This is a genomic window from uncultured Zhongshania sp. (assembly GCF_963975605.1).
GTDB classification, from domain to species: domain Bacteria; phylum Pseudomonadota; class Gammaproteobacteria; order Pseudomonadales; family Spongiibacteraceae; genus Spongiibacter; species Spongiibacter aquimaris.
The window spans coordinates 105,255-129,223 of the sequence record NZ_CAXBHN010000007.1 but is presented as its reverse complement, the minus strand read 5'-3'; the positions used below and the strand labels follow the sequence as shown (position 1 = coordinate 129,223).

At 49.6% G+C, this 23,969-nt stretch carries 25 protein-coding genes; 16 read left to right on the top strand and 9 right to left on the bottom strand.

The features are described 5' to 3' along the window. Window positions 1–4: 4 nt before the first annotated feature. The 3 genes from AAC007_RS08695 to AAC007_RS08685 all read right to left on the bottom strand — a co-directional run bounded on the left by AAC007_RS08695 (window position 5) and on the right by AAC007_RS08685 (window position 3,383). Entirely contained in the window at window positions 5–2,071 is a 2,067-nt protein-coding gene (locus tag AAC007_RS08695; RefSeq protein ID WP_339676018.1) for a chemotaxis protein CheA, read from the bottom strand. 1 nt (window position 2,072) lies between these two features. Beyond that, window positions 2,073–2,447: a response regulator gene (locus AAC007_RS08690; protein ID WP_295872809.1), complete on the bottom strand. Its 375-nt coding sequence runs from the start codon at window positions 2,445–2,447 to the stop codon at window positions 2,073–2,075. A gap of 153 nt (window positions 2,448–2,600) precedes the next feature. Further along, window positions 2,601–3,383 carry a sulfite exporter TauE/SafE family protein gene (locus tag AAC007_RS08685; RefSeq protein WP_296436261.1) on the bottom strand — a complete coding sequence of 261 codons (783 nt, stop codon included), beginning with the start codon at window positions 3,381–3,383 and terminating at the stop codon, window positions 2,601–2,603. Window positions 3,384–3,596: 213 nt separating this feature from the next. Here AAC007_RS08685 and AAC007_RS08680 point away from each other — a divergent pair, with 213 nt between their 5' ends. From AAC007_RS08680 to AAC007_RS08660, 5 genes are all read left to right on the top strand, one after another. After that, window positions 3,597–3,755, top strand: coding sequence for a hypothetical protein (locus tag AAC007_RS08680; protein ID WP_219044096.1), 159 nt, complete (start codon window positions 3,597–3,599; stop codon window positions 3,753–3,755). A 198-nt stretch (window positions 3,756–3,953) separates the two neighbouring features. Beyond that, a complete protein-coding gene (locus AAC007_RS08675; protein WP_295872814.1) occupies window positions 3,954–4,304 on the top strand; it encodes an Hpt domain-containing protein in 351 nt (116 codons plus the stop codon). Between the two features lie 7 nt (window positions 4,305–4,311). Then, a complete protein-coding gene (locus AAC007_RS08670; protein ID WP_295872816.1) occupies window positions 4,312–5,202 on the top strand; it encodes a diguanylate cyclase in 891 nt (296 codons plus the stop codon). Between the two features lie 80 nt (window positions 5,203–5,282). Continuing rightward, window positions 5,283–6,038 (top strand): alpha/beta fold hydrolase, encoded by a 756-nt coding sequence (locus tag AAC007_RS08665; RefSeq protein WP_339676013.1) that lies wholly within the window; start codon window positions 5,283–5,285, stop codon window positions 6,036–6,038. A gap of 288 nt (window positions 6,039–6,326) precedes the next feature. Then, the gene (locus AAC007_RS08660) at window positions 6,327–8,867 is read left to right on the top strand and encodes a TonB-dependent receptor (RefSeq protein WP_339676010.1); all 2,541 of its coding nucleotides are present in this window, start codon (window positions 6,327–6,329) and stop codon (window positions 8,865–8,867) included. 88 nt (window positions 8,868–8,955) lie between these two features. Here the strand turns inward: AAC007_RS08660 and AAC007_RS08655 are convergent, their stop codons facing one another. The 3 genes from AAC007_RS08655 to AAC007_RS08645 are packed head-to-tail and all read right to left on the bottom strand — an operon-like array spanning window position 8,956 to window position 10,629. Continuing rightward, window positions 8,956–9,642 carry a ChrR family anti-sigma-E factor gene (locus AAC007_RS08655; RefSeq protein ID WP_339676008.1) on the bottom strand — a complete coding sequence of 229 codons (687 nt, stop codon included), beginning with the start codon at window positions 9,640–9,642 and terminating at the stop codon, window positions 8,956–8,958. Continuing rightward, a complete protein-coding gene (locus AAC007_RS08650) occupies window positions 9,639–10,202 on the bottom strand; it encodes a sigma-70 family RNA polymerase sigma factor (RefSeq protein WP_295872825.1) in 564 nt (187 codons plus the stop codon). Before AAC007_RS08650 ends, AAC007_RS08655 begins: the two co-directional genes overlap by 4 nt. A 22-nt stretch (window positions 10,203–10,224) precedes the next feature. Next, window positions 10,225–10,629 (bottom strand): hypothetical protein, encoded by a 405-nt coding sequence (locus AAC007_RS08645; protein ID WP_339676006.1) that lies wholly within the window; start codon window positions 10,627–10,629, stop codon window positions 10,225–10,227. A gap of 186 nt (window positions 10,630–10,815) precedes the next feature. Here AAC007_RS08645 and AAC007_RS08640 point away from each other — a divergent pair, with 186 nt between their 5' ends. The 5 genes from AAC007_RS08640 to AAC007_RS08620 all read left to right on the top strand — a co-directional run bounded on the left by AAC007_RS08640 (window position 10,816) and on the right by AAC007_RS08620 (window position 15,292). Further along, window positions 10,816–11,826 (top strand): cysteine synthase A, encoded by a 1,011-nt coding sequence (locus tag AAC007_RS08640; RefSeq protein WP_339676005.1) that lies wholly within the window; start codon window positions 10,816–10,818, stop codon window positions 11,824–11,826. A gap of 65 nt (window positions 11,827–11,891) precedes the next feature. After that, window positions 11,892–13,124 carry a cytochrome P450 gene (locus AAC007_RS08635; protein WP_339676004.1) on the top strand — a complete coding sequence of 411 codons (1,233 nt, stop codon included), beginning with the start codon at window positions 11,892–11,894 and terminating at the stop codon, window positions 13,122–13,124. 65 nt (window positions 13,125–13,189) lie between these two features. Beyond that, a complete protein-coding gene (locus AAC007_RS08630) occupies window positions 13,190–13,762 on the top strand; it encodes a LemA family protein (RefSeq protein WP_295872833.1) in 573 nt (190 codons plus the stop codon). A 17-nt stretch (window positions 13,763–13,779) separates the two neighbouring features. Further along, complete coding sequence (locus tag AAC007_RS08625) at window positions 13,780–14,652, top strand: GIDE domain-containing protein (protein WP_339676003.1); 873 nt, start codon at window positions 13,780–13,782, stop codon at window positions 14,650–14,652. 34 nt (window positions 14,653–14,686) lie between these two features. After that, window positions 14,687–15,292 carry a TetR/AcrR family transcriptional regulator gene (locus AAC007_RS08620; RefSeq protein ID WP_295872837.1) on the top strand — a complete coding sequence of 202 codons (606 nt, stop codon included), beginning with the start codon at window positions 14,687–14,689 and terminating at the stop codon, window positions 15,290–15,292. A 26-nt stretch (window positions 15,293–15,318) separates the two neighbouring features. Here AAC007_RS08620 and AAC007_RS08615 read toward each other — a convergent pair whose 3' ends face one another. Next, window positions 15,319–15,771, bottom strand: a complete 453-nt coding sequence (locus tag AAC007_RS08615; protein ID WP_339676001.1) for a DUF2489 domain-containing protein — start codon at window positions 15,769–15,771, stop codon at window positions 15,319–15,321. 224 nt (window positions 15,772–15,995) lie between these two features. Here AAC007_RS08615 and mtnA point away from each other — a divergent pair, with 224 nt between their 5' ends. Genes mtnA through mtnC form a run of 4 tightly spaced genes read left to right on the top strand, consistent with a single transcriptional unit; the run spans window position 15,996 to window position 18,947 of the window. Continuing rightward, window positions 15,996–17,048 (top strand): S-methyl-5-thioribose-1-phosphate isomerase, encoded by a 1,053-nt coding sequence (gene mtnA / locus AAC007_RS08610; protein ID WP_339675999.1) that lies wholly within the window; start codon window positions 15,996–15,998, stop codon window positions 17,046–17,048. Between the two features lie 11 nt (window positions 17,049–17,059). After that, window positions 17,060–17,683 carry a methylthioribulose 1-phosphate dehydratase gene (locus AAC007_RS08605; RefSeq protein WP_339675996.1) on the top strand — a complete coding sequence of 208 codons (624 nt, stop codon included), beginning with the start codon at window positions 17,060–17,062 and terminating at the stop codon, window positions 17,681–17,683. Window positions 17,684–17,692: 9 nt separating this feature from the next. Beyond that, window positions 17,693–18,238 (top strand): cupin, encoded by a 546-nt coding sequence (locus AAC007_RS08600; protein WP_339675994.1) that lies wholly within the window; start codon window positions 17,693–17,695, stop codon window positions 18,236–18,238. Between the two features lie 22 nt (window positions 18,239–18,260). Next, window positions 18,261–18,947, top strand: a complete 687-nt coding sequence (mtnC, locus tag AAC007_RS08595; protein WP_339675992.1) for an acireductone synthase — start codon at window positions 18,261–18,263, stop codon at window positions 18,945–18,947. 6 nt (window positions 18,948–18,953) lie between these two features. On the opposite strand, the gene AAC007_RS08590 is transcribed toward mtnC, so the two are convergent. Both AAC007_RS08590 and AAC007_RS08585 read right to left on the bottom strand, forming a co-directional pair. Continuing rightward, window positions 18,954–19,346, bottom strand: a complete 393-nt coding sequence (locus AAC007_RS08590; protein WP_339675991.1) for a DUF6491 family protein — start codon at window positions 19,344–19,346, stop codon at window positions 18,954–18,956. Between the two features lie 94 nt (window positions 19,347–19,440). After that, window positions 19,441–21,873 (bottom strand): ATP-dependent helicase, encoded by a 2,433-nt coding sequence (locus AAC007_RS08585; RefSeq protein ID WP_339675990.1) that lies wholly within the window; start codon window positions 21,871–21,873, stop codon window positions 19,441–19,443. 360 nt (window positions 21,874–22,233) lie between these two features. Between AAC007_RS08585 and AAC007_RS08580 the strand changes: the two genes are divergently transcribed. After that, on the top strand, window positions 22,234–23,031 hold the full coding sequence (locus tag AAC007_RS08580; RefSeq protein ID WP_295872853.1) for an enoyl-CoA hydratase-related protein: 798 nt from the start codon (window positions 22,234–22,236) through the stop codon (window positions 23,029–23,031). A 26-nt stretch (window positions 23,032–23,057) separates the two neighbouring features. After that, complete coding sequence (locus tag AAC007_RS08575) at window positions 23,058–23,945, top strand: crotonase/enoyl-CoA hydratase family protein (RefSeq protein WP_295872855.1); 888 nt, start codon at window positions 23,058–23,060, stop codon at window positions 23,943–23,945. Window positions 23,946–23,969 lie beyond the last annotated feature (24 nt).

Below are 23,969 nucleotides of genomic sequence, written 5' to 3'. Positions count from 1 at the left end.
GTCATCAAGCCGCACTTGATTGCGGTGCATTCTCTAGCTGGCGCATATCTATGCTGTGCACTAAACCCGGCACATCAATAATTAGCGCAACATTGCCATCACCGAGAATAGTGGCTCCGGCAAGGCCTTTCACAGGCAAATAATTTTCCTCTAAACTTTTAATCACAACCTGCTGCTGTTCCATTAGCTCATCAACGAACAAGCCCATTTTTTTGCCATCGCTCTCGACTACAACGAGCAACTCGCCCTTTTTCTCTTCGGAATCACTGAAGAGGGTTTCAGATGACATATTGAATGCTTCATGCAGCCTGATGACGGGAATATAATCGTCTCGCAAACGGTAGACATTGCCAGTACCCACAACTTTGCTGATTTGACCCTTTGAAACGAGCACGGTCTCAACAATCGATAGCAGCGAGAAGATGTAAACTTGGTCGCCCACCCGCACCAATTGCCCATCCAAAATCGCCAGGGTCAATGGCAGTCGAATCTTTAGCGTAGAGCCCTGCCCCAGGGTTGATTGCAAATCTATTCGGCCGCCTAAATCTAAAATATTGCGGCGCACCACATCCATGCCGACACCACGCCCAGACAAGTCGCTGACCTGATCTGCCGTCGAAAATCCAGGCTGAAATATAAGGTTATTAATTTGATCATCACTTAGCACTTCTCCCGCCGCGACAATCCCGCGCTCGATCGCTTTTTGCAGAATTTTGCTGCGATTCAACCCGGCGCCATCGTCACTTACTTTAATGACGATGTTACCGCCTTCATGGTAAGCACTTAGGTGTAAGACGCCTGTTTCTGGCTTACCCGCCGCGATTCTATCAGCTGGCATTTCAATGCCATGATCAAGGGAATTTCGCACCAAATGCACTAGTGGATCACTCATTTTTTCTAATACGGTTTTATCAAGCTCGGTGTTCTCACCCGACAACTTCAACTCTACTTTTTTGCCTAGCTTGGTACTCATATCACGCACCAATCGCTTAAAACGGCTAAAGCTGGCACCAATAGGCAGCATTCGAATTTGCATTGCACTTTCTTGTAACTCACGGGTGTGGCGTTCAAGCACCAGCAAACCATCACGTAAGCCCTGCGCATCGCCGCCAGCATTTTCTTTATCGCCAAAACGGGCAAGCATCGACTGAGTGATCACAAGTTCGCCGACGAGATTAAGTAACATGTCTATTTTATCGATGCTAACTCGAATCGACCCACTGTCTTTAGGAGCTGACTGAGTAGCGGCTTGCTTCGGCGCCGCAACGACTTGTGCGCTAGGCGCATCGGTTTGTTCAGTGGATGCCGCCAACGTACTTTCTGGCACGTCCGCGTCTTCTTTGTGCAAAGCCTCAATGCGAATTTCACTTTGATTGCTCACCCACTCAAAGACATCTACGACAGCCGCCTTTTCTATATCCCCACGCAGCTCTATATCCCAGCTGGTGTAGCACGATTCCGGATCCATGCTATCAAAATCAGCGTCATCGCCTAGGGAAGACACAATTGACATATCTCCCATTGCGGCTAACTCCCGCAGCAAACGTTTAGGCTCATTACCGGTTTTAAATATATTTGGCTCTGGCGCGTAGTGAATTTTCCAACCCCGTGAAGGCACTGCAGGCGAGGCAGACACAGGCTTTTTAACAGGCTGAGATTTAATCGCGGCCGGCGCCTTATTATTCAATAATGCATCGATCTTTTGCTGAACAGAATCGATATTCCCTTGATCCGCCTCAGTCTGGTTTTGACTCGCCGCGAGCATATCGCGAATACAATCAACGGATGCGAGTAAAACCTCGATCACCTCTTCAGTCGCATCGCGCTGCCCCGAGCGCATCTCATCGAGAATGGTCTCTACACCGTGAGTAAAACTTGAAATATTGAGGAAGCCGAACGTGGCTGCACCGCCCTTCATTGAGTGAGCGGCTCGAAATATATTATTAATGGTTTCTATGTCGGTATTTTCAGGTGTCAGATTTAGTAAACCCGACTCCATAACATCAACACCCTCTGCGCTTTCCTCAAAGAAAATCGCATGAATTTCCGCCATATCAAGGTCGAGGGACATATCAGTTCCTTTTCGGTTCTAGGACACGATCAAGGATGCGCAGCAATGCTTCAGCATCAAACGGCTTCACAATCCAGCCGGTCGCCCCCGCGTCTTTACCACGCATTTTCATTTCCTGCGCAGATTCGGTTGTCAGCACCAGAATTGGCGTAAAGCGGTATGAAGGCAGGCGCCGCAACTCAGCTGTTAGAGTAATACCATCCATATTGGGCATATGGACATCGGTTAGAACAACATCTACCCCGTGCTCCTTAGCAAAGGACAAAGCATCGGTGCCGTCTTCAGCTGAATGGACATCATGGCCCGCCTTACGCAGCGTCATTGACACCAATTGGCGCATGGATGGAGAATCGTCAACCGCAAGTATGCTGGCCATAAATAAGTCACACCCTCTTATTCTGTTGGGCTTAAATTGCAATCACGCTAAGCAGCCGGTGTTTGCAAAGGCCGCATGACAGACAGATCTTATGATCGCAGTAGACTAATTCAGTGCTCGACTAGATATTCGTAATTGTACTGACCGTTGCGGTCAGTCCTTCAGCAAAGCCGCGGCACTAGCGACAACAGTCATGATGAATAAAAACCACTTAAGGCCTTTGGGACTCGCGTTAATTGCTATACGGACACCTATTTTTGCCCCCACCACGGTACCCAAAGCCAGTATCAGGCCAGGAAGCCAGGCCACCAAACCTTGCCAGATAAAAACCGCCAGCGCAGCAACCGTTAACGCCGCGGTGCAGACCATTTTTATAGCGTTGGTTTTAACAAGATCATAACGCAAGCTACCGGCAAGCGCCGCGATAAGAATAAAACCTACCCCTGCTTGAACAAAGCCACCGTAGACTCCGGCAAAGAAGAGTGTCCATTTGGCATTCGGCGCTTCCGCCATCGATAAAGCCGGGGTACCTAGCGGTGGAGCGACTACATTCGGACGAATTAAAATGACTAATGCCATCGATACCATCGCAAATAGCAATGCTGGCTTTAACCATTCGCTGGGTGCGAAAGCGGCGATAACAGCACCTAATAATGACCCCAACAGGGTTGGTTTCAGAATACCTAGAAGGTCGTGACGTACGAGCTGGCCATGCCGATCAAAGTCCTTGGCACCTGTTACAGATTGGGCGAGCACACCTAGGCGATTTGTTGCGTTGGCGACGTCCGCCGGCAAGCCCATCAGCATCAAGGCTGGCAATGTTAGATTAGACCCACCTCCGGCAAGGGTGTTGATAATTCCGGCAACAAGTCCTACAAACACTAGTATGGCCGCAAAGATGGGGCTTACAGCATAGCCTGAATTTAACTCAAACACTTGCCAACTCCGTTGAACTAAAACTCAGTGATAGCTGGCCAGTACAGCTAAGATCCAATGGCGCAGAATACCGTACAAATATGCATAACACGCACATAGATAAGTACAACTTCGCATCGAAACTCAAATTGACTTGTCTATACTACTACCTAACGTTTAGTCATTTTCTAACACGCAATAATACTTCTCTTTATCTAATAAAAGGAGATCACAATGACAAATTCTAAGGCAATCAGCATAGGCATTCCGGTCGCTGCCAATGTCGTTCTAATTGGCGCCTCCGGTGCAGCAAGTCAACTTAGCATGGGCACATTACCGGCTATTGCACTCGTCATTGCCTTAATACTCAGCGCTACCGCGCTAAGCAACTAAGCTCAGCGCTGCATCAAGCCCATGGCAGCTGTAATTTGCACTTGGGCTTCGGCATGGCCCCTTCGTTTTATCAAAAGTAAAAAACCATCCCATCCTAGTAATCATGCGCAGCAAAACGTGTATTATTGTGCTACCGCTAGGCAGAAAGTCGCTTGACCGCGATTGATGCATGAGCGCAGCAGCGAACATGAGGATGATATGATAATCGACCACCATCGGGTGAACGAGATTACTCGAAACAACAGCAAATTACTTAAATCAATATCACAACTGTTTCTCAACGAACTTCCTGATATGATCAAAGCAGTTGACACTGCGTACCAGCAAACTGATCGCCAAAGCATTGCAAAGTCGATACACCGCTTAAAAAGCGCATTGGGAAACTTCGTGAATAGCGAATATTATAAAGAGTTTTCACAACTGGAAGCATCAGCCAGCGGCACCACCGCCCCTGTAGCCAACCTAAACGAATGGCTGAGTCAATGGGAGAAGGCTAAATTAGATTTAGAAACGCTGGTTATAGAGCTTAAAGAAATGGCAGGAATATAGACAATCCATGGACGTATTAATTGTCGATGATGATGCAATAACCCGCTTTGCGCTCTGCGCTGCCCTAGAGGAATGGGGTTTTATACCTGTTGTTGCAGAAAATGCCGATCAGGCTCTAGAAAAACTTGCCACCGAAACCACACCACACTTACTCATCATAGACTGGTCAATGCCTGGGATGAGTGGCCCAGATTTGTGTAAGCACATCCGCGAGCGGGAAGATGGCCAATTTTTTTACATCCTTATGCTGACCGGCAAAGAAGGTAACGAAGCTATTATTGAAGCCATGGAGGCCGGTGCAGACGACTTCCTAAGCAAGCCTTTTGATCACCGCGTTTTAAAAGTACGGATAGCAGCAGGCAGCCGTATTGTTCGCCTAGAACAAACCCTCAACCAGCTGGCATCGCGGGACGCACTCACCCAGTGCTGGAACCGGCGCATGATCGACGAGCTATTTGCGAACAGCATTGCCGAATCAACACGAAAGCACAGCGCATTTTCACTGATGGTATTAGATATAGACCATTTCAAAGCCGTCAACGATACCTACGGTCACGCCGCAGGGGATACCGCTCTGAAGCATGTGGTCAATATTTTAAACATCAATCTTAGAGAGTACGATCAAGTCGGTCGCTATGGTGGCGAAGAGTTTGTGGTACTCCTACCCGCCACCGACCAAAATGAAGCCTGGGGCGTCGCCGAGCGAATTCGATCGGCAATCCAGTTCCAGCCAACGATTCTCGGCGACGACAGAAAAATAGATTTAACGGTGAGTATCGGTATTGCGGAATTTGATCGCAATCGCGATGCGAATCAGAGTGCGTTCTTTGAACGAGCGGATAAAGCGCTATATACCGCTAAACAAACAGGGCGAAACCGGATAGTAAGCTCAAATTAATTCGCATTAATAATAGCGCCACTCAGCATCCGTATATGATAGAAGACGTAAAATAATAAATTACAGCGGAAACCGGCCCTGTGGACACAATAGCCCCACCCCCACTTTTACTTTCACTCAGTGAACTCTGGCGCGCCAGTGCCGAGCTTTCAATGCTCGCCTTCGGTCGTACCTCACTGCAAAACACCCCAAAAGGCGACGGCCATCCCGTCATGACCCTTCCCGGCTATGGCGGCGCAGACGGCTGCATGGCACCACTGCGATATTTTCTACAAAGTCGTGGATACGCCACCTACGGCTGGGGACTGGGTAGAAACATACCGCCGACACGTATCACCAGCTTGGAGGAAATGAACAACTTTCAAACAGAAATACTCGAGCGCCTGCACGACAAAATCTGCAACGTACACAATGCGACCGGCCAAAAGGTCAGTTTGGTCGGGTGGAGCCTAGGTGGCAATTACGCAAACTTGCTCGCCCAGAAACATCCAAACCTAATAAGACAAGTGATTACCCTGGGCACTCCCTATGGAGATCCTCGCGGCACCGCAGCCTGGAATGTATTAAAGCGCTTAAATCGCGGCACAAAATCTGACGAGTCGCAAGATACAGACGCGTGGTCAACAAGTAGCAACGGAAGCCGCGAGGTACCGACAACCGCTATTTACAGCCCGGTCGATGGCATTGTCTCCCCCCAAATAGCGAAATTAAGCGCTGCAAACACCTGTAATATTGCGGTTCAATCAAGCCATATCGGCTTTGCCATTAATCGCAATGTTTATCGCGTAATCGCCGAAATTTTAGCTAAACCGGAGCTATACTGTAGCAAGGCATAGCCGCAATCGGCACAACACCTTACTGCCTATAAATTGCATAAAGTGAATTAATGGCAACAATCATTCAATTATGCGTAATGTTTAACAGTAATAATAACGCAGCCCAAACATTAACAAACGTTAATAGTCTCATTTTCAGAACGCAGACGCCGTGCCAACTGCTACCGCGGATAGTATTGAAGAAAAACTACTTCAAGCGGATTATGCCTGCGTTGCGATTTAATGGTTAATATGCTTTAACTAATGCACTGCATTAACAACAATAAAGATCCGAAACGGAGCTCTTACGTGAAAAAATTAACGCCGATAGTATCAGGACTGTGTGCATTCACCGTCTCAATGAGTAGCCCAGCTTTTTCTCAAACCGAGGTAAAAAAATCGGGTTACGCCCTAGAGGAAGTGATTGTTACCGCCCAAAAGAAAGCAGAATCACTGCAGGATACCCCCATATCGCTTACCGCTTTTGGTGAAGAGCGACTCGAAATCGACGGTATCAGCAACCTTGGCGATATCGGTTCGAAAGTACCAAGCTTAACGATCGAACCCTTCCCTATTAATAATGCGACGCTGCGGATATTTATTCGCGGTATCGGTCTAGCTGACGTCCAAGTCACGCAAGACCCGCCGGTCGGCATTTACGTCGATGGCGTCTATATTGCTCGCTCAACTGGCACCGCGCTCGACGTAGCGGAGCTGCAGCGGATAGAGGTGCTTCGCGGACCACAGGGCACGCTGTATGGCCGGAACACGACGGGTGGTGCGATCAACTTAATCACCAAGCGCCCGACCACTGATGTTTTTGAATTTAAACAAAAATTCACCGTTGGCAACCGTGGCTTATTTACATCAAAAACCTCAGCCAATATACCTATTAGCGACACCTTGGCTGCCAAAGTCGCGTATTTACGCACCCAGTCCGACGGCTTTATCGAAAATACCGGCCCAGGTGGCGATTTTGGTGATAAAGAAGTAGAAGGCTACCGCGTAGATTTGCGCTGGGACATTAGCGACAGCATGACGCTGGACTACGCCTACGACAATTCCGACTTTGAATACTACAACTACATGTATCAGTCGATTAACCCCGCAATACAAAACAAAGGCCAAGCGGAACCCATCCGTGAATTTGCTGTGAGTCAATCAAAACACAGCGCAGATAGATTCAGCAGCATGGCAACAACCAGAAACTTTGAAGCATCCACCACCGAAATTGACGGTCATTCTTTTATTCTGACCAAAGATTTCGAGAATATGCAGTTTAAATATATTGGCGCGTATCGGGAGCTACGCGATGCATCGTACGCAGACCTCGGTGGCGGCCTCGGCTCGGAAGACTACCGCGTAGATTCCAACGAATATTGCGGCCCGTCTGTCACTGCGGCAAACGGGACCGACTGCTTACCATTAGTTATTCCGGTCATCTCGCAAGAACAGTTTTCGCACGAATTCCAACTTAGCGGCTCACTTTTTAACGATAGTCTCGACTACATCTTAGGCGCCTACTATTTCGAAGAAGAAGCCACCGAGAATAACTCTCCCCTACATCACCAATTCAGCTCTAGGCTCAGTAACGGGATTATCCCAATCCCCGTATTAGGCGACATCCTAGGGGGCGTATTAGTCGGCGCGGGCGATTTGCACTTAGTAAATATGCTGTCTCAGCGCTACGACATTAAAAATGAAGCCAAAGCAATCTTCGGTCAGTTTACCTGGACACCCGATTTATTTGATAAGCGCATGCACTTAACATTTGGCGCCCGCTATTCTGAAGATTCACGTGAAGCGCTAAAAAACCAAACCGATAAATCCTATATTGAAGCGCGCAACCTCAATCTTGCGATTGACACGGAAGATCTCGGTCCGCTATCTCCACTACTTTCGCAAGTTGGTTTCTTGTTGCCCGGTGATCGCAGCTTCGACAATGTAAAAGGTGACAAAGAGTTCGACGACGCCTCATTTAGCTTCATTGCCGAATTTGACGTGACAGATGACATCAACCTTTATGGTAAATATATTCAAGCCTACAAATCGGGTGGTTTTAACACCCGTGATCCGCAACGCGGCAGCACTGGCTTCGCACCGGGCACACCAGGCAAAGGCGACGACACGGCAGTTGCCGCGCCTGATGGCAACGTGTACGGCTTTGGTTTTGCAGACGGATTTGACGAAGAGCGCGTTGCGTCCTTTGAAGCGGGTATTAAAAGCGAGCTAATGGATCGCCGCCTGCGTATTAATGCTAACGTTTTCTTTAGCGAATACACCGACATTCAGCTCAATTTCATACTTGGCGGTACCGTGGCAGACACCAAAGTCACCAACGCTGGTGAGGCGGAAATGAGCGGTTTCGAAACCGACATCACCTTCCTTGCCACTGAAAATCTAATGATGATGCTGAATTACGCATACTTGGATACCGAAGTGACAAGTGCTATAGACGAGTTTGGCAACGACCTAACCGAATCCTTCGGTTTCTACTCATCGCCGCGTCACTCATACACCGCCGCCGCTGACTATACCGTTGGCCAATATGATTGGGGGCAACTCGCGGTCAATCTCAGCTATAACTATATGGATCAGCGCCGAGGCGGGGTACGGGATGCCAATGCAGTCAATACCTTTATTGGCGAATACGGTCTGGTGAACGGCCGCATCAGCTTTAGCGAGATTCCAGTGAGCAAGTACGGCAGCCTCTACATTGGCTTGTGGGGCAAAAACTTGCTAGACGAGGAGTTCGAGATCACTGCTGTCGACAACCTTCCCCACAGCGACAGAACCGTAATTTGGGGCGACCCAAGAAGTTACGGTGTTGATGTCATTTATCAGTACTAGCAGCGGGACAATAAAAAAGGCAGCTTAGGCTGCCTTTTTTGTTTTTAACGTCTTTCTCGCGTTTAAAGCACCGAATACATGCCCGCTATTACATACCGACAAACGGCTGAATTAACTTCGCCAGCCAACCTTTAAATAGCAGTGGTGCATCCATCCCAGCTAAGCAGATACAATCCATATCGTCGTCTGCCAAAGGCTGATGCTCAGTACTACCGTCCAGATCTGCCACGTCACCGGCATTAAATTGACCAAGCGTATCGCTGTAGCCACCACTAAGAATCAGTGTCAGTTCGCTACCACGATGGCTATGCACCGGCATTTTTTGACCGGCAGTAATTCGCAATAGGCGTGCCTGCCCTTCGTCGCAATCGATAACAATTTGCTTTAAGCCAGGCGCAATCGTTTTCTTCCAAGGTAAGGCGTCAAAATCCTGCTCTTTCAAAATCTTCTGTAGCAGAGACGGCATAGCACCTTTAACTGGCGCGGCCGGACTAACAATAGTTTCCGATCCCACGCTCACCTGCTCGCAATCAGACTGTGATTGCTGCATATCTAACCGCTGTAAAACATTCGCTCTAGCGCGATCAGACAGCGTTTTCGGTGCAAGCGCTGTCATTAACTCGCCACCCAAGCTTTCGCCTGAGCGCACCTGCGACCGACACGTCGAACAAACCTGTAAATGGCACCCTACTACCAAGGCTAGCGCCGCCGGCAAAGAGCCTGCGGCGTAACTAAACAAAGTATCATCTTGAGGGTGATGTTCTATCTGGCTCATACGCCATTTTCTCCAAAATACTGACGGAAAGCTTTAATCGCCAGCCGTAAACTCGACTTCACACTACCTAGAGGCATTCCTGTTTCTTCCGCAATTTCACTGTGACTTTTGCCTTCATAATACGATTTATAAACTACCTGAGCCTGATTGACTGGCAAGGTATCCAGCACCGCTTTCAGGCGTTCACCGTCCGCATTCAAGCGAACATCGGCGTCAACAGTCTCCTCTAAGTTATCGTCGGACTCATAAGCTATACCTCTCTGCTTACGTAATTTGTCGATCCATAGATTTCTGGCCACCCTAAATAACCAGGTGCTAACCGCTGCCTTATCTCTATGGTAAAGGTGAGCCTTATTCCATAACGCCAATAAGGCCTCCTGCGCAAGATCTTCCGCAATCGACGCCGCCGCTCCCTGCCCCAATAAATACGCATTCACTCGGGGAGAGAAATGGTCAAACAACAACATAAAACTGTCTTTATCACGACTTTCTGCAATGCGAGCCATACAATCGGCCCAAAACTCACCACTGCGTTCCTGCTCGGTGGCAATCTCTGCCATTGAAAACCCCTTAATTCGGCGCCTATACGGCCCCGGTAGACTTTTGGATCACTCTTCTATCACTATCATTGGTAGACCATAAGATCGCGGCTATCAATACAAATTGCAGCGGAATACGCAAAAAAAGTAGTTCCGGCGTGACCTGTGCTCCAAATATTGGCACGTCGTTCATCGCTTGATAAATATTAGCTGGCAGCACTAACAAACAATAAATGGCGGCTAATTTCCCCGTTATTACCCGCCATTTGGGCATTAAAATACCGAGCACCAAGCCAAACTCCATAATACCCGTTGCCCAAACAATTGCTAAGGGCCACGGCAACAAGGGAGGCACAATACCCACAAAATCTTCTGCAAAGACAAAATGTGCCACACCGCCGAAAAAAAACACCGCGCAGACTAAACCCCGAATTATTATTTTTAGCATAAACAGCCTCTAACCGCGCCCCAAGTATTCGCTAACGACGATTACTCGAAGACTTTTACTAAGAATACCCGTGCAATTGTCTTTATCGTCACGCGCAAACAAGATTAGCACAGTCAGACAGATAATTAGCATTGCTGCCATCCGCTACCAGCTATACCATTAGGGTTGAAAAACACGGAGAAAAACATGCTTTTGCCCAGCGCTAAATCAATGCCAGACCTGATCGGCAACACCCCCTTGCTGCATCTCAAACAAGTATCTGAACTCACCGGCTGTACCATCCTAGGTAAAGCAGAATTTCTCAACCCCGGTGGTTCTGTGAAAGACCGCACCGCGCTGGGCATTATCCGCGATGCAGAAAAAAAAGGCACACTGCGCCCCGGCGGAACCATCGTGGAAGGAACTGCAGGCAACACCGGCATCGGCCTAAGCTTAATTGCCAACGCCTTGGGCTATCGCAGCGTGGTGGTTATGCCCCATAGCCAAAGCCGCGAGAAAATAGAATTACTCGACTTATACGGCGCCGACCTGCGTCTCGTTCCAGCCACCAGTTACAGTGACCCCAATCACTACATTCACACAGCACGACGTCTTGCCGAAAGCTTAAATGAGACCGAACCCCACGGCGCGGTATGGGCCCGTCAGTTTGATAATATCGCGAATTGCGACATTCATGAGACCACCACAGGCCAAGAGATTTGGGAACAAACCGGCGGCCAAATCGACGGTTTTATTTGCGCGGTAGGTACCGGCGGCACACTTGCCGGTGTCAGTCGCGCTCTAAAAGCACACAAGCCTGATGTCACTATCGGCATTGCCGACCCAATGGGTTCGTCGCTATACAACTACTTTACCAATGGCGAACTGCGCAGCGAAGGCCGCTCCATAGCCGAAGGTATAGGTATCAGCTTGGTCACTGACAATCTACGACGGGCATCAGTAGACGAGGCATTTGAAATTAGCGACGCAGAAGCCCTGCCATATATTTTCGATATGCTCCGCCACGAAGGGCTCTGCCTTGGCGGCTCGTCGGCAATCAATATCGCCGGAGCGGTAAAACTCGCGCGCAAGCTTGGTCCCGGCCACACCATAGTGACGATCCTTTGCGATTACGGCGACCGCTACAAAAGCAAATTATTCAATCCCGTTTTTCTAGAAAATATGGGGCTGCCAGCGCCCGATTGGACGCGAAATTAGGCTGCCGCAAGGCTGCGGATACCGCAGCCAAACGGCACTTCCTTTGTCAAAGAGCTATTTATTCTATGTCGCAATGCCCCTTTGCTAACTTGTTAAACCCAGACACGTACGCACAAGGTATGCCCTATGAGAGCCTTAAAGACATACGGCAATACGGCCCGGTTGTAAAAATAGCGGACCCTCTGACCGACATTCCGTATTGGGCGGTAGTCGGTCAGCAAGAGTTAGATTTTGTTAGTAAAAATCCCGCACTGTTCTCCTCCGCGATGCGAACTGCTTTCCCCATGGAGATCCCCCAGGACGAAGTTGATTTCATTCACTGTCACACCATCATTAATATGGATCCGCCGCGTCATCAGAAAGTGCGACGTATCGTGCGTGAAGCGTTCACACCAAAGCGGGTAAACACCTACGAGCCAGCATTTAGAGCACACGCAAAGCAGATTATTGACCGCATTGTGCACCGCGGTGAATGTGAGTTTGTAGAAGAAGTTGCCGCCGAGCTTCCCCTGATCGCCATCTTAGAATTACTCGGTGTTCCCCTAGAAGATCGCAATCAATTCTTTGAATGGACCAATACCATGATGTTTGCCGACGATCCCGACATGGCAACCAGTATTGAAGATGGCCAAATCGCCGCCGGCGAATGTATTAACTACGCACTCGCGCTGGCCGCCCAACACCGCCAACAGCCAATGAATAATATTACCGGCGCACTACTCGATGGCAATGTAGATGGTGAACCGATTACCGAAGAAGATTTCGCGTGGATGTTCATACTTATTCTTGTCGGCGGCAATGAATCGACCCGCACAGTGATATCACAGGGGATGCGCTTGTTAATGGAGCACCCCGACCAGTTAGAATTCCTTGTTCAAAACCCTGATAAAATAGTCGATGCCATCGATGAGATACTGCGTTACAACACAGCTTTTATTCAAATGCGCCGGACCGCAACCGAAGACATTGAACTTGGTGGCCAGCAGCTGCGCGCTGGCGACAAGGTCATTCTTCACTACCATGCGGTGAATCACTCCGAAGCGGTTTTCGGTGAGGATGCTATGCGCTTCGATGTCCGCCGCAGCGAGCGCATGCCAAAACTTGGCCAGCAACTGCGCTCTTTCGGTATCGGCCAGCACTTTTGTATCGGCTCCCATCTGGCGAGGCTTGAGCTGCAGGTTATGTTCGAAGAAATTATCACTCGGCTGCGAAACCCTAGCTTACAGGGCGAGATTGCCTATATTCGCTCCTATTTCGTTAACGGTATCAAAACCATGCGCATCCGCTTTGATGCCTAAAATTAACTTTGTACTAAGATCAGTGGCTGATTACTCAGTACCACACTCTAATAAGGAATCTCGACATGGAAATCGGATTTATAGTCTTCCTCTGCATACTCGGATTTGGCATTGTGTATTTGGTCACGCTGTATAATGGCCTAGTCAACCTCAAACACAATGTTGCCAAGCACCTGGCGAATATCGATGTACTCCTTAAACAGCGCCACGACGAATTACCCAAACTGATCGAAACCTGCAAACAGTATATGCGCCACGAGCAGGACACCCTCACCAAGGTCATAGCCGCCAGACAGCACGTTGCTGACGCCCAGTCCAGCCATGACATAAAGGCCCTGGGACAAGCCGAAACAGGATTGCGCACGTCGATGGGGCAATTATTTGCACTGGCAGAAAATTATCCAGAACTAAAAGCGGACAGTACTTTCACCACCTTGCAAAACCGGATATCAGCGCTGGAAAATGCCATCGCCGACCGGCGCGAGGTTTATAATGAGGCTGTAAATAACAACAACGTCCGTATTGAGCAATTTCCCGATGTGATTATTGCCCGCTGGTTTCGCTTTGGCGCCTTTGACTTGCTGCAATTTAGAAAAGAAGAATTAAGCGATGTCGATGTAAAATCTTTATTTAGCTAGACTTAGACGCGCTCAAGATGCAAACAGATTATTTAGCACTGACGATTTGCGGGCTTATCGCTCTTGTCAGTGCCATCGCCAGTATCAAAAGCCTAATGGCTGCCAGAATTATTGAAGACACCCCCACCTCTAAAATTCGCTCGGCCCACCAGGGCTATGTTGAGCTGATCGGCTTTGCAAAGGTAGGTCCAGAGGCCCTGCTATTAAGTGGTCTTAGCAAAACACCCTGCCTGTGGTTTCGCTACAATATCGAACGCTACGAATCCTCTGGCAAAAACAGTAGCTGGCGCAGCATTGAGAAACACACCAGCACACAGGCCTTCACTTTGAACGACGGCAGCGGCGACTGCTATGTCATGCCTAGCCGCGCCGACGTGAGCACCCAGCGCAAAAGGACATGGCAGGGTAATTCACGTCACCCCAGCAGAACAGGCGGGATGAACCTATTCGGAAAACGCTACCGCTACACCGAGGAAATGCTGTGCACCGACGACCTTTTATATATCATCGGCCTGTTTGAGACCCGCCACCCACCGAATCCAAACGCCGCCCGAGACGCCGAAATGGCAAAGGTTCTTAATGAATGGAAACAGGATTACGATAAACTAACTGCCCGTTTTGATCGTAATGGTGACGGGGAAATTAATCTGCAAGAGTGGGAATTAGCGAGAGCGGAAGCCCTGCGTAAAGCGGAGCGCAACGTAAGCAAACAGGCACCGCTGAACCCGGTTCATACCATTAGCTATTCGCCCAGCCGCCGACAACCCTATATCATTGCGAGTTCGGAGCCAGAATCGCTGAGCAAACGCTATCGCTGGCAAGCCTTCGGCATGCTGCTAGTCAGCTTGGGCAGCGCCACCGCATTGGTTTGGCTGATTGTGCAACAATAGAACGCATACTAAAAAGTAAGAATAGGACAATATTATGGCTAGCCGCCGCAATACCAAAGAACGCATTCTCGATATCGCGGAAGATCTATTTGCCCAACAGGGTTTTGGCGCCACGTCGGTCAGCGAAATTGCCGTTCAGGTCGGCATCAGCAGCCCTGGTATTTACAAGCATTTCAACAATAAACTCGATATTTACGAGCAGGTTTGCCAGCGTCTGTTTGCGCCACTTGCCGATGCGACTCGCGGAATGGCAGCCGATGCTGACTTCGCTGAGACCCGCCAACAGATTCATCAGGTTATGTCGTTACTGGCCAACAAGCCAAACACCGCAAGAATCGTCCAGCACGCCACTCTTGCGAGGGATGAAACACTAGACCTATTAAGTGACCGCTGGTATCGAAAGTTCTTTTCTACCATTAGCGACCCAGCAAGCAACCCCGATAAAGAGTGGATCAACGTACCCACCGCCATGGCCTTCCACTGCATGATTCTGGGCTATGTCACTTTAGCGCCGCTTCATAAAGCCATATTTGGCGTCGACCCCTTGCACCCGGACCAGCTCGAAGCGCAGCTACAATTTCAACAAGATATGGTCGATGGCTTAAGTAGTTTAGTGCAGCGCCAGGTACCCAAAAAGTGAGTGCGACTCAGGCGTCGAGGTGCTCGCTAATTCACAAGCGCTTGCGCAGCGGCTCGCAGTTGTTCACTGTATTTTCCCTCTAACAGCGCCATCTCCGCGCCGTATTTAGCGCGCCGCTCAGCACTTAACCGCTTCCAATCTTGATGAGTCGGTATATGAGCCAGAGCCGCCGCCATCTCAGTAAATACCAGCGTATCCTTATTGTAATTCGAGTCTAGGTTTGCGGTCTCCGCCAACACCGCAATACGAAGTGCAAGCTCGCTGCCACCGAGCTGGCCTCCCAAATAACAGCGTGCCAGAATATTAATACCGCCTTGCGCTTCAGTTTGTTCTGCCATTGCCTCCTGTTGCGCGCGCTGCAAGCCCATGTTTTCAGCGCGAGTTTGGCGCTGCAAACGCCACATCAAGCGACCGGCAATCACCGCTAGCACCGCCACAATGAATGCGCCGACAGAGAGCCAGACCCAGTAATCAGACATATCGAACTCCCAAACTCCACGTAAGCATCATAAAACCATCGAGTTATTGGACCACCATCGATAATCTTGAGCATCAAATAGCAAAGCAGTTTACAGCGAAAAAGCCCGCAAATAAGCCCTGTTGTCGACGATTTTTAAATACTGCAAGAGAAAACCATCCCTCGGGTAGTGTAGCCGAGCCCTCACTGCCTTATAATTCTGGCCCCGAAACGTGGAGGTAATCAGTGTCTACTCCCAGCGCTATCATCTGGTCAAATAATCAACTGCAATTACTGGATCAGCGTGTTTTACCTACACGCTGCGAATACCTCCAGTATGACGATCCCTTCGCCGTCGCAGATGCAATTCGCGCGATGGTCGTTCGCGGCGCGCCAGCAATAGGCATTACCGCTGCATACGGAATATTACTGGCGGCGCAAAAGCTCACTACCTCGCCCACCAGCGTGGATGCCTGGCAAAACGCGTTGCGCCCAGCTCGTGACGCACTAGCCAATTCACGGCCCACAGCAGTAAATTTATTCTGGGCATTGGCTCGCTGTGACCAGGTCATTGCCGAACACGGCAATGGCGACGCGTTAATTCCAGCGCTTACTAAATTAGCGGTGCATATCCACGCTGAAGACATTGAAATCAATCAACGCATTGGTGACTTTGGCGCCAGCTTAATTCCAGCCGACAGCATTGTTTACACTCATTGCAATGCTGGCGCGCTGGCTACCGGGGGCTATGGCACCGCCTTAGGCGTTATCCGCTCAGCTCATCGCGACGGAAAAATCCGTGGGGTCTTTGCTGGCGAAACACGGCCGTGGCTGCAGGGTGCGCGCCTAACAAGCTGGGAGTTAATGCAAGACGGCATTCCGGTAACCTTGGCAATAGAGGGTGCAGCTGCCCACTTAATGCGAGAACACAAACCCAGCTGGGTGATTGTCGGCGCTGACCGCGTTGCGGCAAATGGCGATGCGGCCAATAAAATCGGCACCTACAACCTTGCCATTATCGCCAAACACCACGGCGCCAAAGTCATGGTTGCCGCACCAACCAGCACCTTTGATGCATTACTCGACGGCCCACAAATCCCAATCGAACAGCGGCCGGCAGACGAAATAACCCACAGTTTCGGCCAGCGCGTGGCGCCAGAAAATGTCGTTACCAACAACCCTGCTTTTGACGTTACCCCCGCACAATTGATCGATGCTATCGTTACCGAGTACGGGATTATTCACCAACCTGATCGCGCCAAGGTAACAGCACACCTAAACGCGAATAAAAGGAAATAGCAGCTAGGCTTATGATCGATAGTAAGTTCTTTTATCAACAAGCGATTGCACTTGCCGCGGTCGGCGAAGATATTTACCAGCGCGGCTGGGTTCCTGCCACCAGCGGGAATTTCTCTGCCCGCCTAAACGCCAACTCTGCAATTGTTACCGCATCGGGGAAACACAAGGGCCAGCTTAGCCCGACAGATTTTATTGCCGTCGATCTGACGGGCAAGCCCATTAGCGACGGCAAGCCGTCGGCAGAAACCGAACTACACACCCAGTTATATCAACGCTTCCCTGAGATTGGTGCGGTATTGCACTGCCACTCGCCGGTCGTGACCGTCATTTCGAAGGCACTGCCAAACGCCCAGGCAATTACCCTCGCGGATTACGAATTGATAAAAGCCTTCGATGGCTTCGACACCCACGCCAGCAGCCTTGATATTCCGATCTTTGAAAACACCCAGGACATCAGCGCCCTCGCCGCTGAAAGTGATCGCTATTTAACGGCACAAGCACATTGTCCCGGCTATATAATCCGCGGTCACGGCGTCTACTGCTGGGGTAAAGATCTCAATAGCTGCATGCGCAATTTAGAGGCTTTAGACTTTCTGTTGCACTGTGAATTAGAATTGCTGCGCCTTGCGCGCTAGGGAGCGACGATGAGCCAACTAACTATCTTCCTCGACACCGATGCCAGCCAATCGCTATCGACGACAAGTACACCCGAACACATTCACCGACAGCTTCAAAGCGCCGGTGTGCGCTTTGAACAATGGCAAACCCGCGACGATATCGCAGCCGGTGACAATCAAGAATCTGTTTTGTCCGCCTACGATAGCGACGTCAAACGACTCGTCAGCGAACAGGGTTATCAAAGCGTCGATGTCATTAGCATCGCCAGCAACAATCCGCAGAAAGACGCGCTGCGCTTAAAGTTTTTAGACGAGCACACCCACAGTGAAGACGAGGTGCGTTTCTTTGTTGAGGGCCAAGGTTTATTTGCACTCCACATCGACAACAAAATCTATGAAGTCTTGTGTGAAAAAGGTGATCTATTGAGTGTACCGGCCAATACCAAACACTGGTTTGACCTCGGCCCTGAGCCAAACCTGGTTGCCATTCGCTTTTTTAACAATCCAGATGGCTGGGTCGCCAATTACACCGGTGAAGACATCGCCAGTCGCTACTCACGACTTGACGCATAGCGCCGTTAAAAAGGAATTCTTTGTGATCAAGGCTATCCTTACCGATATAGAAGGCACTACCAGTTCAATTCAGTTTGTACACCAGGTGCTGTTTCCCTACGCCGCTCAAAACCTAGCTGATTTTATCCGCCAGCAACGCGGTGACGATGCGGTCGAAGTCGCCTTACGCGATGTTGCGACCGACGCGAAAATCGATATCGCAGACACCGAAGCCTTAATTGCTCAACTGCTCGACTGGATAGCGGAAGACAAGAAAAATACCGCCCTAAAATCCTTACAGGGAATGATTTGGGAGTACGGTTATCGCAACGGCGACTTCCAGGCACACATCTATCCAGACGCGCTTGAAAAACTCATTGCATGGCATAAACAGGGACTGGAGTTGTATGTGTATTCTTCCGGCTCAATTCACGCACAAAAATTATTCTTCGGCTTTAACGAAGGCGGGGATTTACGATATTTATTTAAAAACTACTTCGACACCACAAGCGGAGCAAAGCGAGACTGGGAATCTTACCGGCGAATACAGCAGCAGATAAACCTGCCCGCCTCTGAAATTCTCTTTTTGTCGGATATTGTTGAGGAGGTAAATGCGGCCGCCGAAGCAGGTATGCAAACCGCGTGGGTTCAACGCGAGTCAGAAAACGTTGCGACGCATCCACAACATCAGTGCGTCTGCAGTTTTGCCGATATTCAATTAACGCAATAAGCGTATTTAGTCAGCCGGGGTCAATCTCGATATTGACTCGATACTGCAACGCTTATTGACGCCGGACTGGGGCACGATCACTACGTCAAATTTCGTTAATGTGCTCGTCCGAGTTTTAAACGCCAGCGTTTCAGAACTGCGCAATTCACCACAGGCGTTTTTCAGGCTAATAAGATAGTGATCCGACAGTCCATTGCTAAACATGAAATGATGATCGTCTAAATACGTCCAATCGCTGATTCTATACGCTTGAATTTGATCAACATTTTCACCGGGACGATAGCCATACTCCGCTATACGCTCATCCAAACCCATCTTCTCGTCTTTAACACCACCGCAGGCTAGTAAAGAAAAACTCAAGAATATCGTCAGACCGACTTTTAAGCTTGTTATGTTCATATCCACCTCGGGGGAAATAAGAGCGGAAAACCGCCTTATTCTGTGTCTGACACTTTGCCGGCAATAAGGTTCTGCTTGGCCGCTAGCGAAACGCTTAACTGCGCGAACTGACGCGGGTTGCACGGAAGAGATCACGGCGGAAGGTTTTGGTCCCCTCTCGAAACCGCACGTGAATAAAGCGGGTATCAATCGACGACACAACACCGCGACCAAACTTTGAATGAGCCAATACATCGCCACTGATAAATTCTGCGGCATTTTCTAGTTCAGGCCCAATCTCGTTTTTCGTATCAATAACTTGCAGCACATGTTCAACATGCAACGACGAAAAATACACCTGTTGGTTTGTAAAATGAACTGTCAGTCCGTGCTCGTCGATTGCGGTAATACGACCATCACCATACTCGCTATGACGGACACAAACGCCATAGTCAAATTTGTTGCCAGACGCCCTAACTGTAAATTCAATATCTAGACCCAGCGCTTCCAGATATGCCACGCCAACAGCGGTGTTCGCTAAGCTTGACGCCGCGAAAGGTTTCTCCCTGGTATCAAGCGCAGCGCCAATCGCTTTTGCCAACGGTATATTCATTTCCTGCAAAAAGGGACTTGGCAGTAAATTCAGCTCTGGCCGCAGGCCGCCAAGCCAGCCATTGCGGCAGTCAATACCGGGGGCAAAGAGATACAAGGCATTAATGGCTCGTGTCATGGCTACATACATCAAGCGCCGCTCTGACTCTTGTTGATCCGCATCAGGACGCCGACGGTTGCCGGCCTGATACGGCATATAATGCGCACTCAAGCCCGGCAAAATAACCACTGGCCACTCCAAGCCTTTGCTACGGTGCATCGTTGTGATGGTAACGGCATCGACCAAGGCGTCACGATCACTTAGCACGCCCCCCGCCAGGCCCATTCCCTGAATCAAATTGATAATCGCTGCGGGGTCTTGCTCGGCTTGCATGGTAATAAAGCCAACAAAGGCACTGATTGTTGCCGCTCTATTCTCGCCCTCTTCCTTGCTGAGCGCGTTGTCGCGAATCAGTTTCAGTAAATCCAGTCCTGCTAAAAATTCATTCAGGCCAACACTCGCACTAGATGATCTTTCCAGCTTCACTAGCGCCTCGGCTAAGCGCTGAAGTCGCTGCTCTTGATAAATTGATAAATCGTCGTCAGATAAATTTAAGGCGCTGAAGCCCTGACCATCTCGCAATGCCTTTTGGGCATAACGACGCAAAACATCGTGCTTAATTTTTAACTCGGAGAAACGCAAACAGTCGAAAAGCTGTTGCTCGCAATCTGCCGGATTTTGCTCGTAAAATCGCCCCGCCATGATACGTAGCAAAATCAGCAACACTTTAATTTCTTGCCGCTCTAGCACCCGGCTACCGCCACTTATACGATTGGGAATTCCCCGCTGCAATAACACCAATTCAACCGGCGCGGCCTGCGCCCATGTGCGACAGAGAAACACCAAATCTTTAAATGGCCGACCATTGGCATGTTCGCTCAAACACACTTCCGCCAATGTGTCGCCATCAGCTGTTTGCAGGCAAAGTTCAATTTTAGTGGCAGGCGCAGTATCAGCGCTGATACACAGTACCGGCTCCCGTCGTTGGTTATTGGCAATAAGATGTGCTGCGGCTAGAGCTAACTGATGACCGTAGCGAAATGTGCGCGACATTTGATAGTTACTATGGGGATAACTATCACCAAAATGCTTGAGCATATAGTCGGGTCGCGCACCTCTAAATTCGTAAATACATTGATCGGCATCGCCAACCACTTGCAGGCGCGCGCGATCACCTGCAAGCGTTTTCAAAAGATAAAACTGGATGTCGTTGATATCCTGAAACTCATCGACAACAAACAAGTCGACGCGATTCGCGAGAAACTCACCCAATTTGGGGTCTGCAAGCAGCGCACAACATGGGTCATAGAGATAATCAGCGAACGTCACTCGCCCAGCTGATTTGCGCCACTGTTCAAAACGCGCGAAAGCCTCTATGAACAATTGGTATTGATCAGGATAAGCCGCCGCGAAAAAGGTTGTTTCTGGTGCTTGTAAATTAGACTTTGCCAAATCGACAAAGCCCGCGAAGGCATCTAACCATTGCTGCTGCTCATCGGCAATTGCTGCCCGCTGTCCCGAGGTACCCGCCGATGCTTGCAATGCTCGCAGCATTTCGATTCGAAGCTGTGCTTCACTCAATGGTGCAGGATCAAACGGCGGTAAATGCCCTTCCTTTGCCAATGCTATGGCAAGGTTTCGCCCCATCGCATGAAAGGTGCGCACCGGCGGCAAACTAATTGAGGAAGCGGAGGCCAGCAGCAGTTTCCGACTGAAATCTTCCTGCGCCGCCTTATTAAACATAACGACCCTAACTAAGCGGGGGTCCATACCTGCTCGCAACCGTTCGAGTAGGTATTGCACCATTGTGGTGGTTTTACCTGCACCAGCAACTGCGGTCACCCGAGCATGATCACGGGTATGGCGGGTAACCAGAACTTGTTCGTCAGTTAGCATAGGTAAATGGATAGGGATTTCATGGCGAAAGGTGTGTATGTCCTTATTTCTGCGGCGACGAAGAATAACAAGGAATGAAGGAGATTTCCGAATTAACGTCTACTTGCACGATAATTCAAGCGCTTACGCGACCACTCAAATTCAGGCTTACTCCCCATGCCGTACGAATAATGTTCTAGCGATTCTTTATCTTGCAAGCTGGATTAACATTAACAAGGAGTACCAAATCAAGATTGATTGGGTCACCATAAGGCCCGCAGGTAAAAGCCCTTGGCAGCGATCTTATAATAAAACCTAAGGCGTGTTACCGCTACTAAGCGACCACAGCAGGTCTCGACGCAACGAGCAAAGGATTAAAAAATGAACTTCCAGGAAATCACAGTAGAGATCCGCGATTCCGTCGGCATTCTCACCCTGAACGCACCATCTACCCTAAATGCGCTTACGCCGGTCATGGTCAAAGAGATTGATGAAGCCATTGATTACCTCGCCAAAAATGCCCGTGCAATGATCCTCTGCGGTGCTGGGCGCGGGTTTTGCTCAGGTGCATCCCTTAACCCCAGCAACCCCCTCACCCCTTTACCTGCTGATCGAAGCCAACGCGATATCGGCTTAATTCTTGAGAAATACCTTAACCCCATTATGCTCAAACTCAAGAACCTGCCAATCCCGTGGATCAGCGCGGTTCGTGGCAGCGCCGCGGGGTTCGGTGCCTCACTAGCACTTGCAGGCGACATGATCGTCGCCAGTGAAAATGCGACGTTTATTCAAATTTTTTCAAAAATCGGACTTGTTCCCGACGGTGGCGCCACCCACTTGCTCAGCCGCACAATTGGCCGCGCCCGCACCATGGAATTAATGTTAACGGGCGACCGCCTAAGTGCCGAGAAAGCCTTAGAGTGGGCACTAATTAATCGTGTTGTTGCAGACGAGAGCTTGGAAGAAGAGGCCTTCAATACCGCCCTGTCACTCGCCAGGGGCCCGACGGTCGCACTAAGTCTAATCCGAAAAGCAGTATGGGCAGCCGTCGATTCAACTTGGGAAGCCAGCCTGGAAACTGAACGCGAACTGCAAAAAATAGCCGGTCAAACAGCTGATTTTGACGAAGGAGTTACGGCCTTCGTTGAAAAGCGCGCAGCCAATTTCACTGGCCAATAGCTCACTATCTTGTCAGGACGCCCTTGATGAATCTCCAGTTTCTACTTTATAAACTTGAAGACGGCATTGCGACGATTACCTTTAACCGCCCCGATAAGCTCAATGCCTTCACCCCAACCATGGCCGATGAGCTAATCGCCGTACTTGATCACATCGACGAAGACGACAAAGTAAAGGCCGTAGTGATTACTGGCGCAGGTCGTGCATTTTGCGCTGGCGCCGACCTCTCATCTGGCAAAGACACCTTTAATGGCGAGGGTAACGGCGAATCTGCAGTTCGCGCGGGCAACACACTTGATTACAGCGATGAATCGGTGCGAGATATTGGCGGCCTTGTCACCCTGCGACTTTATCGCTGCCTAAAACCTATTATTGCCGCTATCAATGGCCCCGCAGTCGGGGTCGGTATTACCATGACATTAGCCATGGACATCCGGCTTGCCAGCGAAAACGCCAAAGTCGGTTTTGTTTTTACTCGCCGTGGCATTGCACCGGAAGCGGCATCATCCTTCTTTCTTCCTCGCATTGTGGGCATTTCACGCGCACTGGAATGGTGCTTTAGCGGGCGTGTTTACCCAATTTCAGAGATCCAGGACAGTGGATTGATCAGAAAAGTGTGCTCTGAGCAAGAATTACTTGTCGAAGCCTATGCAATTGCACATGAAATCGTAGACAATACTGCACCGGTTTCCGTAGCCCTGACTAGACAAATGCTGTGGCGCGGGCTGGACATGAACCATCCTATGGATGCCCACAAGCTAGATAGCAGGGTAATACTCAGCCGAGGACGCAGCAGCGATGCCGCCGAAGGTGTTGTATCATTCATAGAAAAACGTCCACCGGAGTTTAAGAATCAAGTGTCGAAAGACATGCCCGATTTTTACCCGTGGTGGGACGAGCCTAAGTACTTTTAATTTAGTTCCTTTAAGTTAAGTACC

Excerpts from the sequence above, each read along its gene's own strand:
- AAC007_RS08695 (WP_339676018.1), bottom strand. The coding sequence starts at position 2,071 with ATGTCCCTCGACCTTGATATGGCGGAAATTCATGCGATTTTCTTTGAG.
- AAC007_RS08690 (WP_295872809.1), bottom strand. The coding sequence starts at position 2,447 with ATGGCCAGCATACTTGCGGTTGACGATTCTCCATCCATGCGCCAATTG.
- AAC007_RS08680 (WP_219044096.1), top strand. The coding sequence starts at position 3,597 with ATGACAAATTCTAAGGCAATCAGCATAGGCATTCCGGTCGCTGCCAAT.
- AAC007_RS08675 (WP_295872814.1), top strand. The coding sequence starts at position 3,954 with ATGATAATCGACCACCATCGGGTGAACGAGATTACTCGAAACAACAGC.
- AAC007_RS08670 (WP_295872816.1), top strand. The coding sequence starts at position 4,312 with ATGGACGTATTAATTGTCGATGATGATGCAATAACCCGCTTTGCGCTC.
- AAC007_RS08655 (WP_339676008.1), bottom strand. The coding sequence starts at position 9,642 with ATGAGCCAGATAGAACATCACCCTCAAGATGATACTTTGTTTAGTTAC.
- AAC007_RS08650 (WP_295872825.1), bottom strand. The coding sequence starts at position 10,202 with ATGGCAGAGATTGCCACCGAGCAGGAACGCAGTGGTGAGTTTTGGGCC.
- AAC007_RS08645 (WP_339676006.1), bottom strand. The coding sequence starts at position 10,629 with ATGCTAAAAATAATAATTCGGGGTTTAGTCTGCGCGGTGTTTTTTTTC.
- AAC007_RS08640 (WP_339676005.1), top strand. The coding sequence starts at position 10,816 with ATGCTTTTGCCCAGCGCTAAATCAATGCCAGACCTGATCGGCAACACC.
- AAC007_RS08635 (WP_339676004.1), top strand. The coding sequence starts at position 11,892 with ATGTCGCAATGCCCCTTTGCTAACTTGTTAAACCCAGACACGTACGCA.
- AAC007_RS08630 (WP_295872833.1), top strand. The coding sequence starts at position 13,190 with ATGGAAATCGGATTTATAGTCTTCCTCTGCATACTCGGATTTGGCATT.
- AAC007_RS08625 (WP_339676003.1), top strand. The coding sequence starts at position 13,780 with ATGCAAACAGATTATTTAGCACTGACGATTTGCGGGCTTATCGCTCTT.
- AAC007_RS08620 (WP_295872837.1), top strand. The coding sequence starts at position 14,687 with ATGGCTAGCCGCCGCAATACCAAAGAACGCATTCTCGATATCGCGGAA.
- AAC007_RS08615 (WP_339676001.1), bottom strand. The coding sequence starts at position 15,771 with ATGTCTGATTACTGGGTCTGGCTCTCTGTCGGCGCATTCATTGTGGCG.
- AAC007_RS08605 (WP_339675996.1), top strand. The coding sequence starts at position 17,060 with ATGATCGATAGTAAGTTCTTTTATCAACAAGCGATTGCACTTGCCGCG.
- AAC007_RS08600 (WP_339675994.1), top strand. The coding sequence starts at position 17,693 with ATGAGCCAACTAACTATCTTCCTCGACACCGATGCCAGCCAATCGCTA.
- AAC007_RS08590 (WP_339675991.1), bottom strand. The coding sequence starts at position 19,346 with ATGAACATAACAAGCTTAAAAGTCGGTCTGACGATATTCTTGAGTTTT.
- AAC007_RS08585 (WP_339675990.1), bottom strand. The coding sequence starts at position 21,873 with ATGCTAACTGACGAACAAGTTCTGGTTACCCGCCATACCCGTGATCAT.
- AAC007_RS08580 (WP_295872853.1), top strand. The coding sequence starts at position 22,234 with ATGAACTTCCAGGAAATCACAGTAGAGATCCGCGATTCCGTCGGCATT.
- AAC007_RS08575 (WP_295872855.1), top strand. The coding sequence starts at position 23,058 with ATGAATCTCCAGTTTCTACTTTATAAACTTGAAGACGGCATTGCGACG.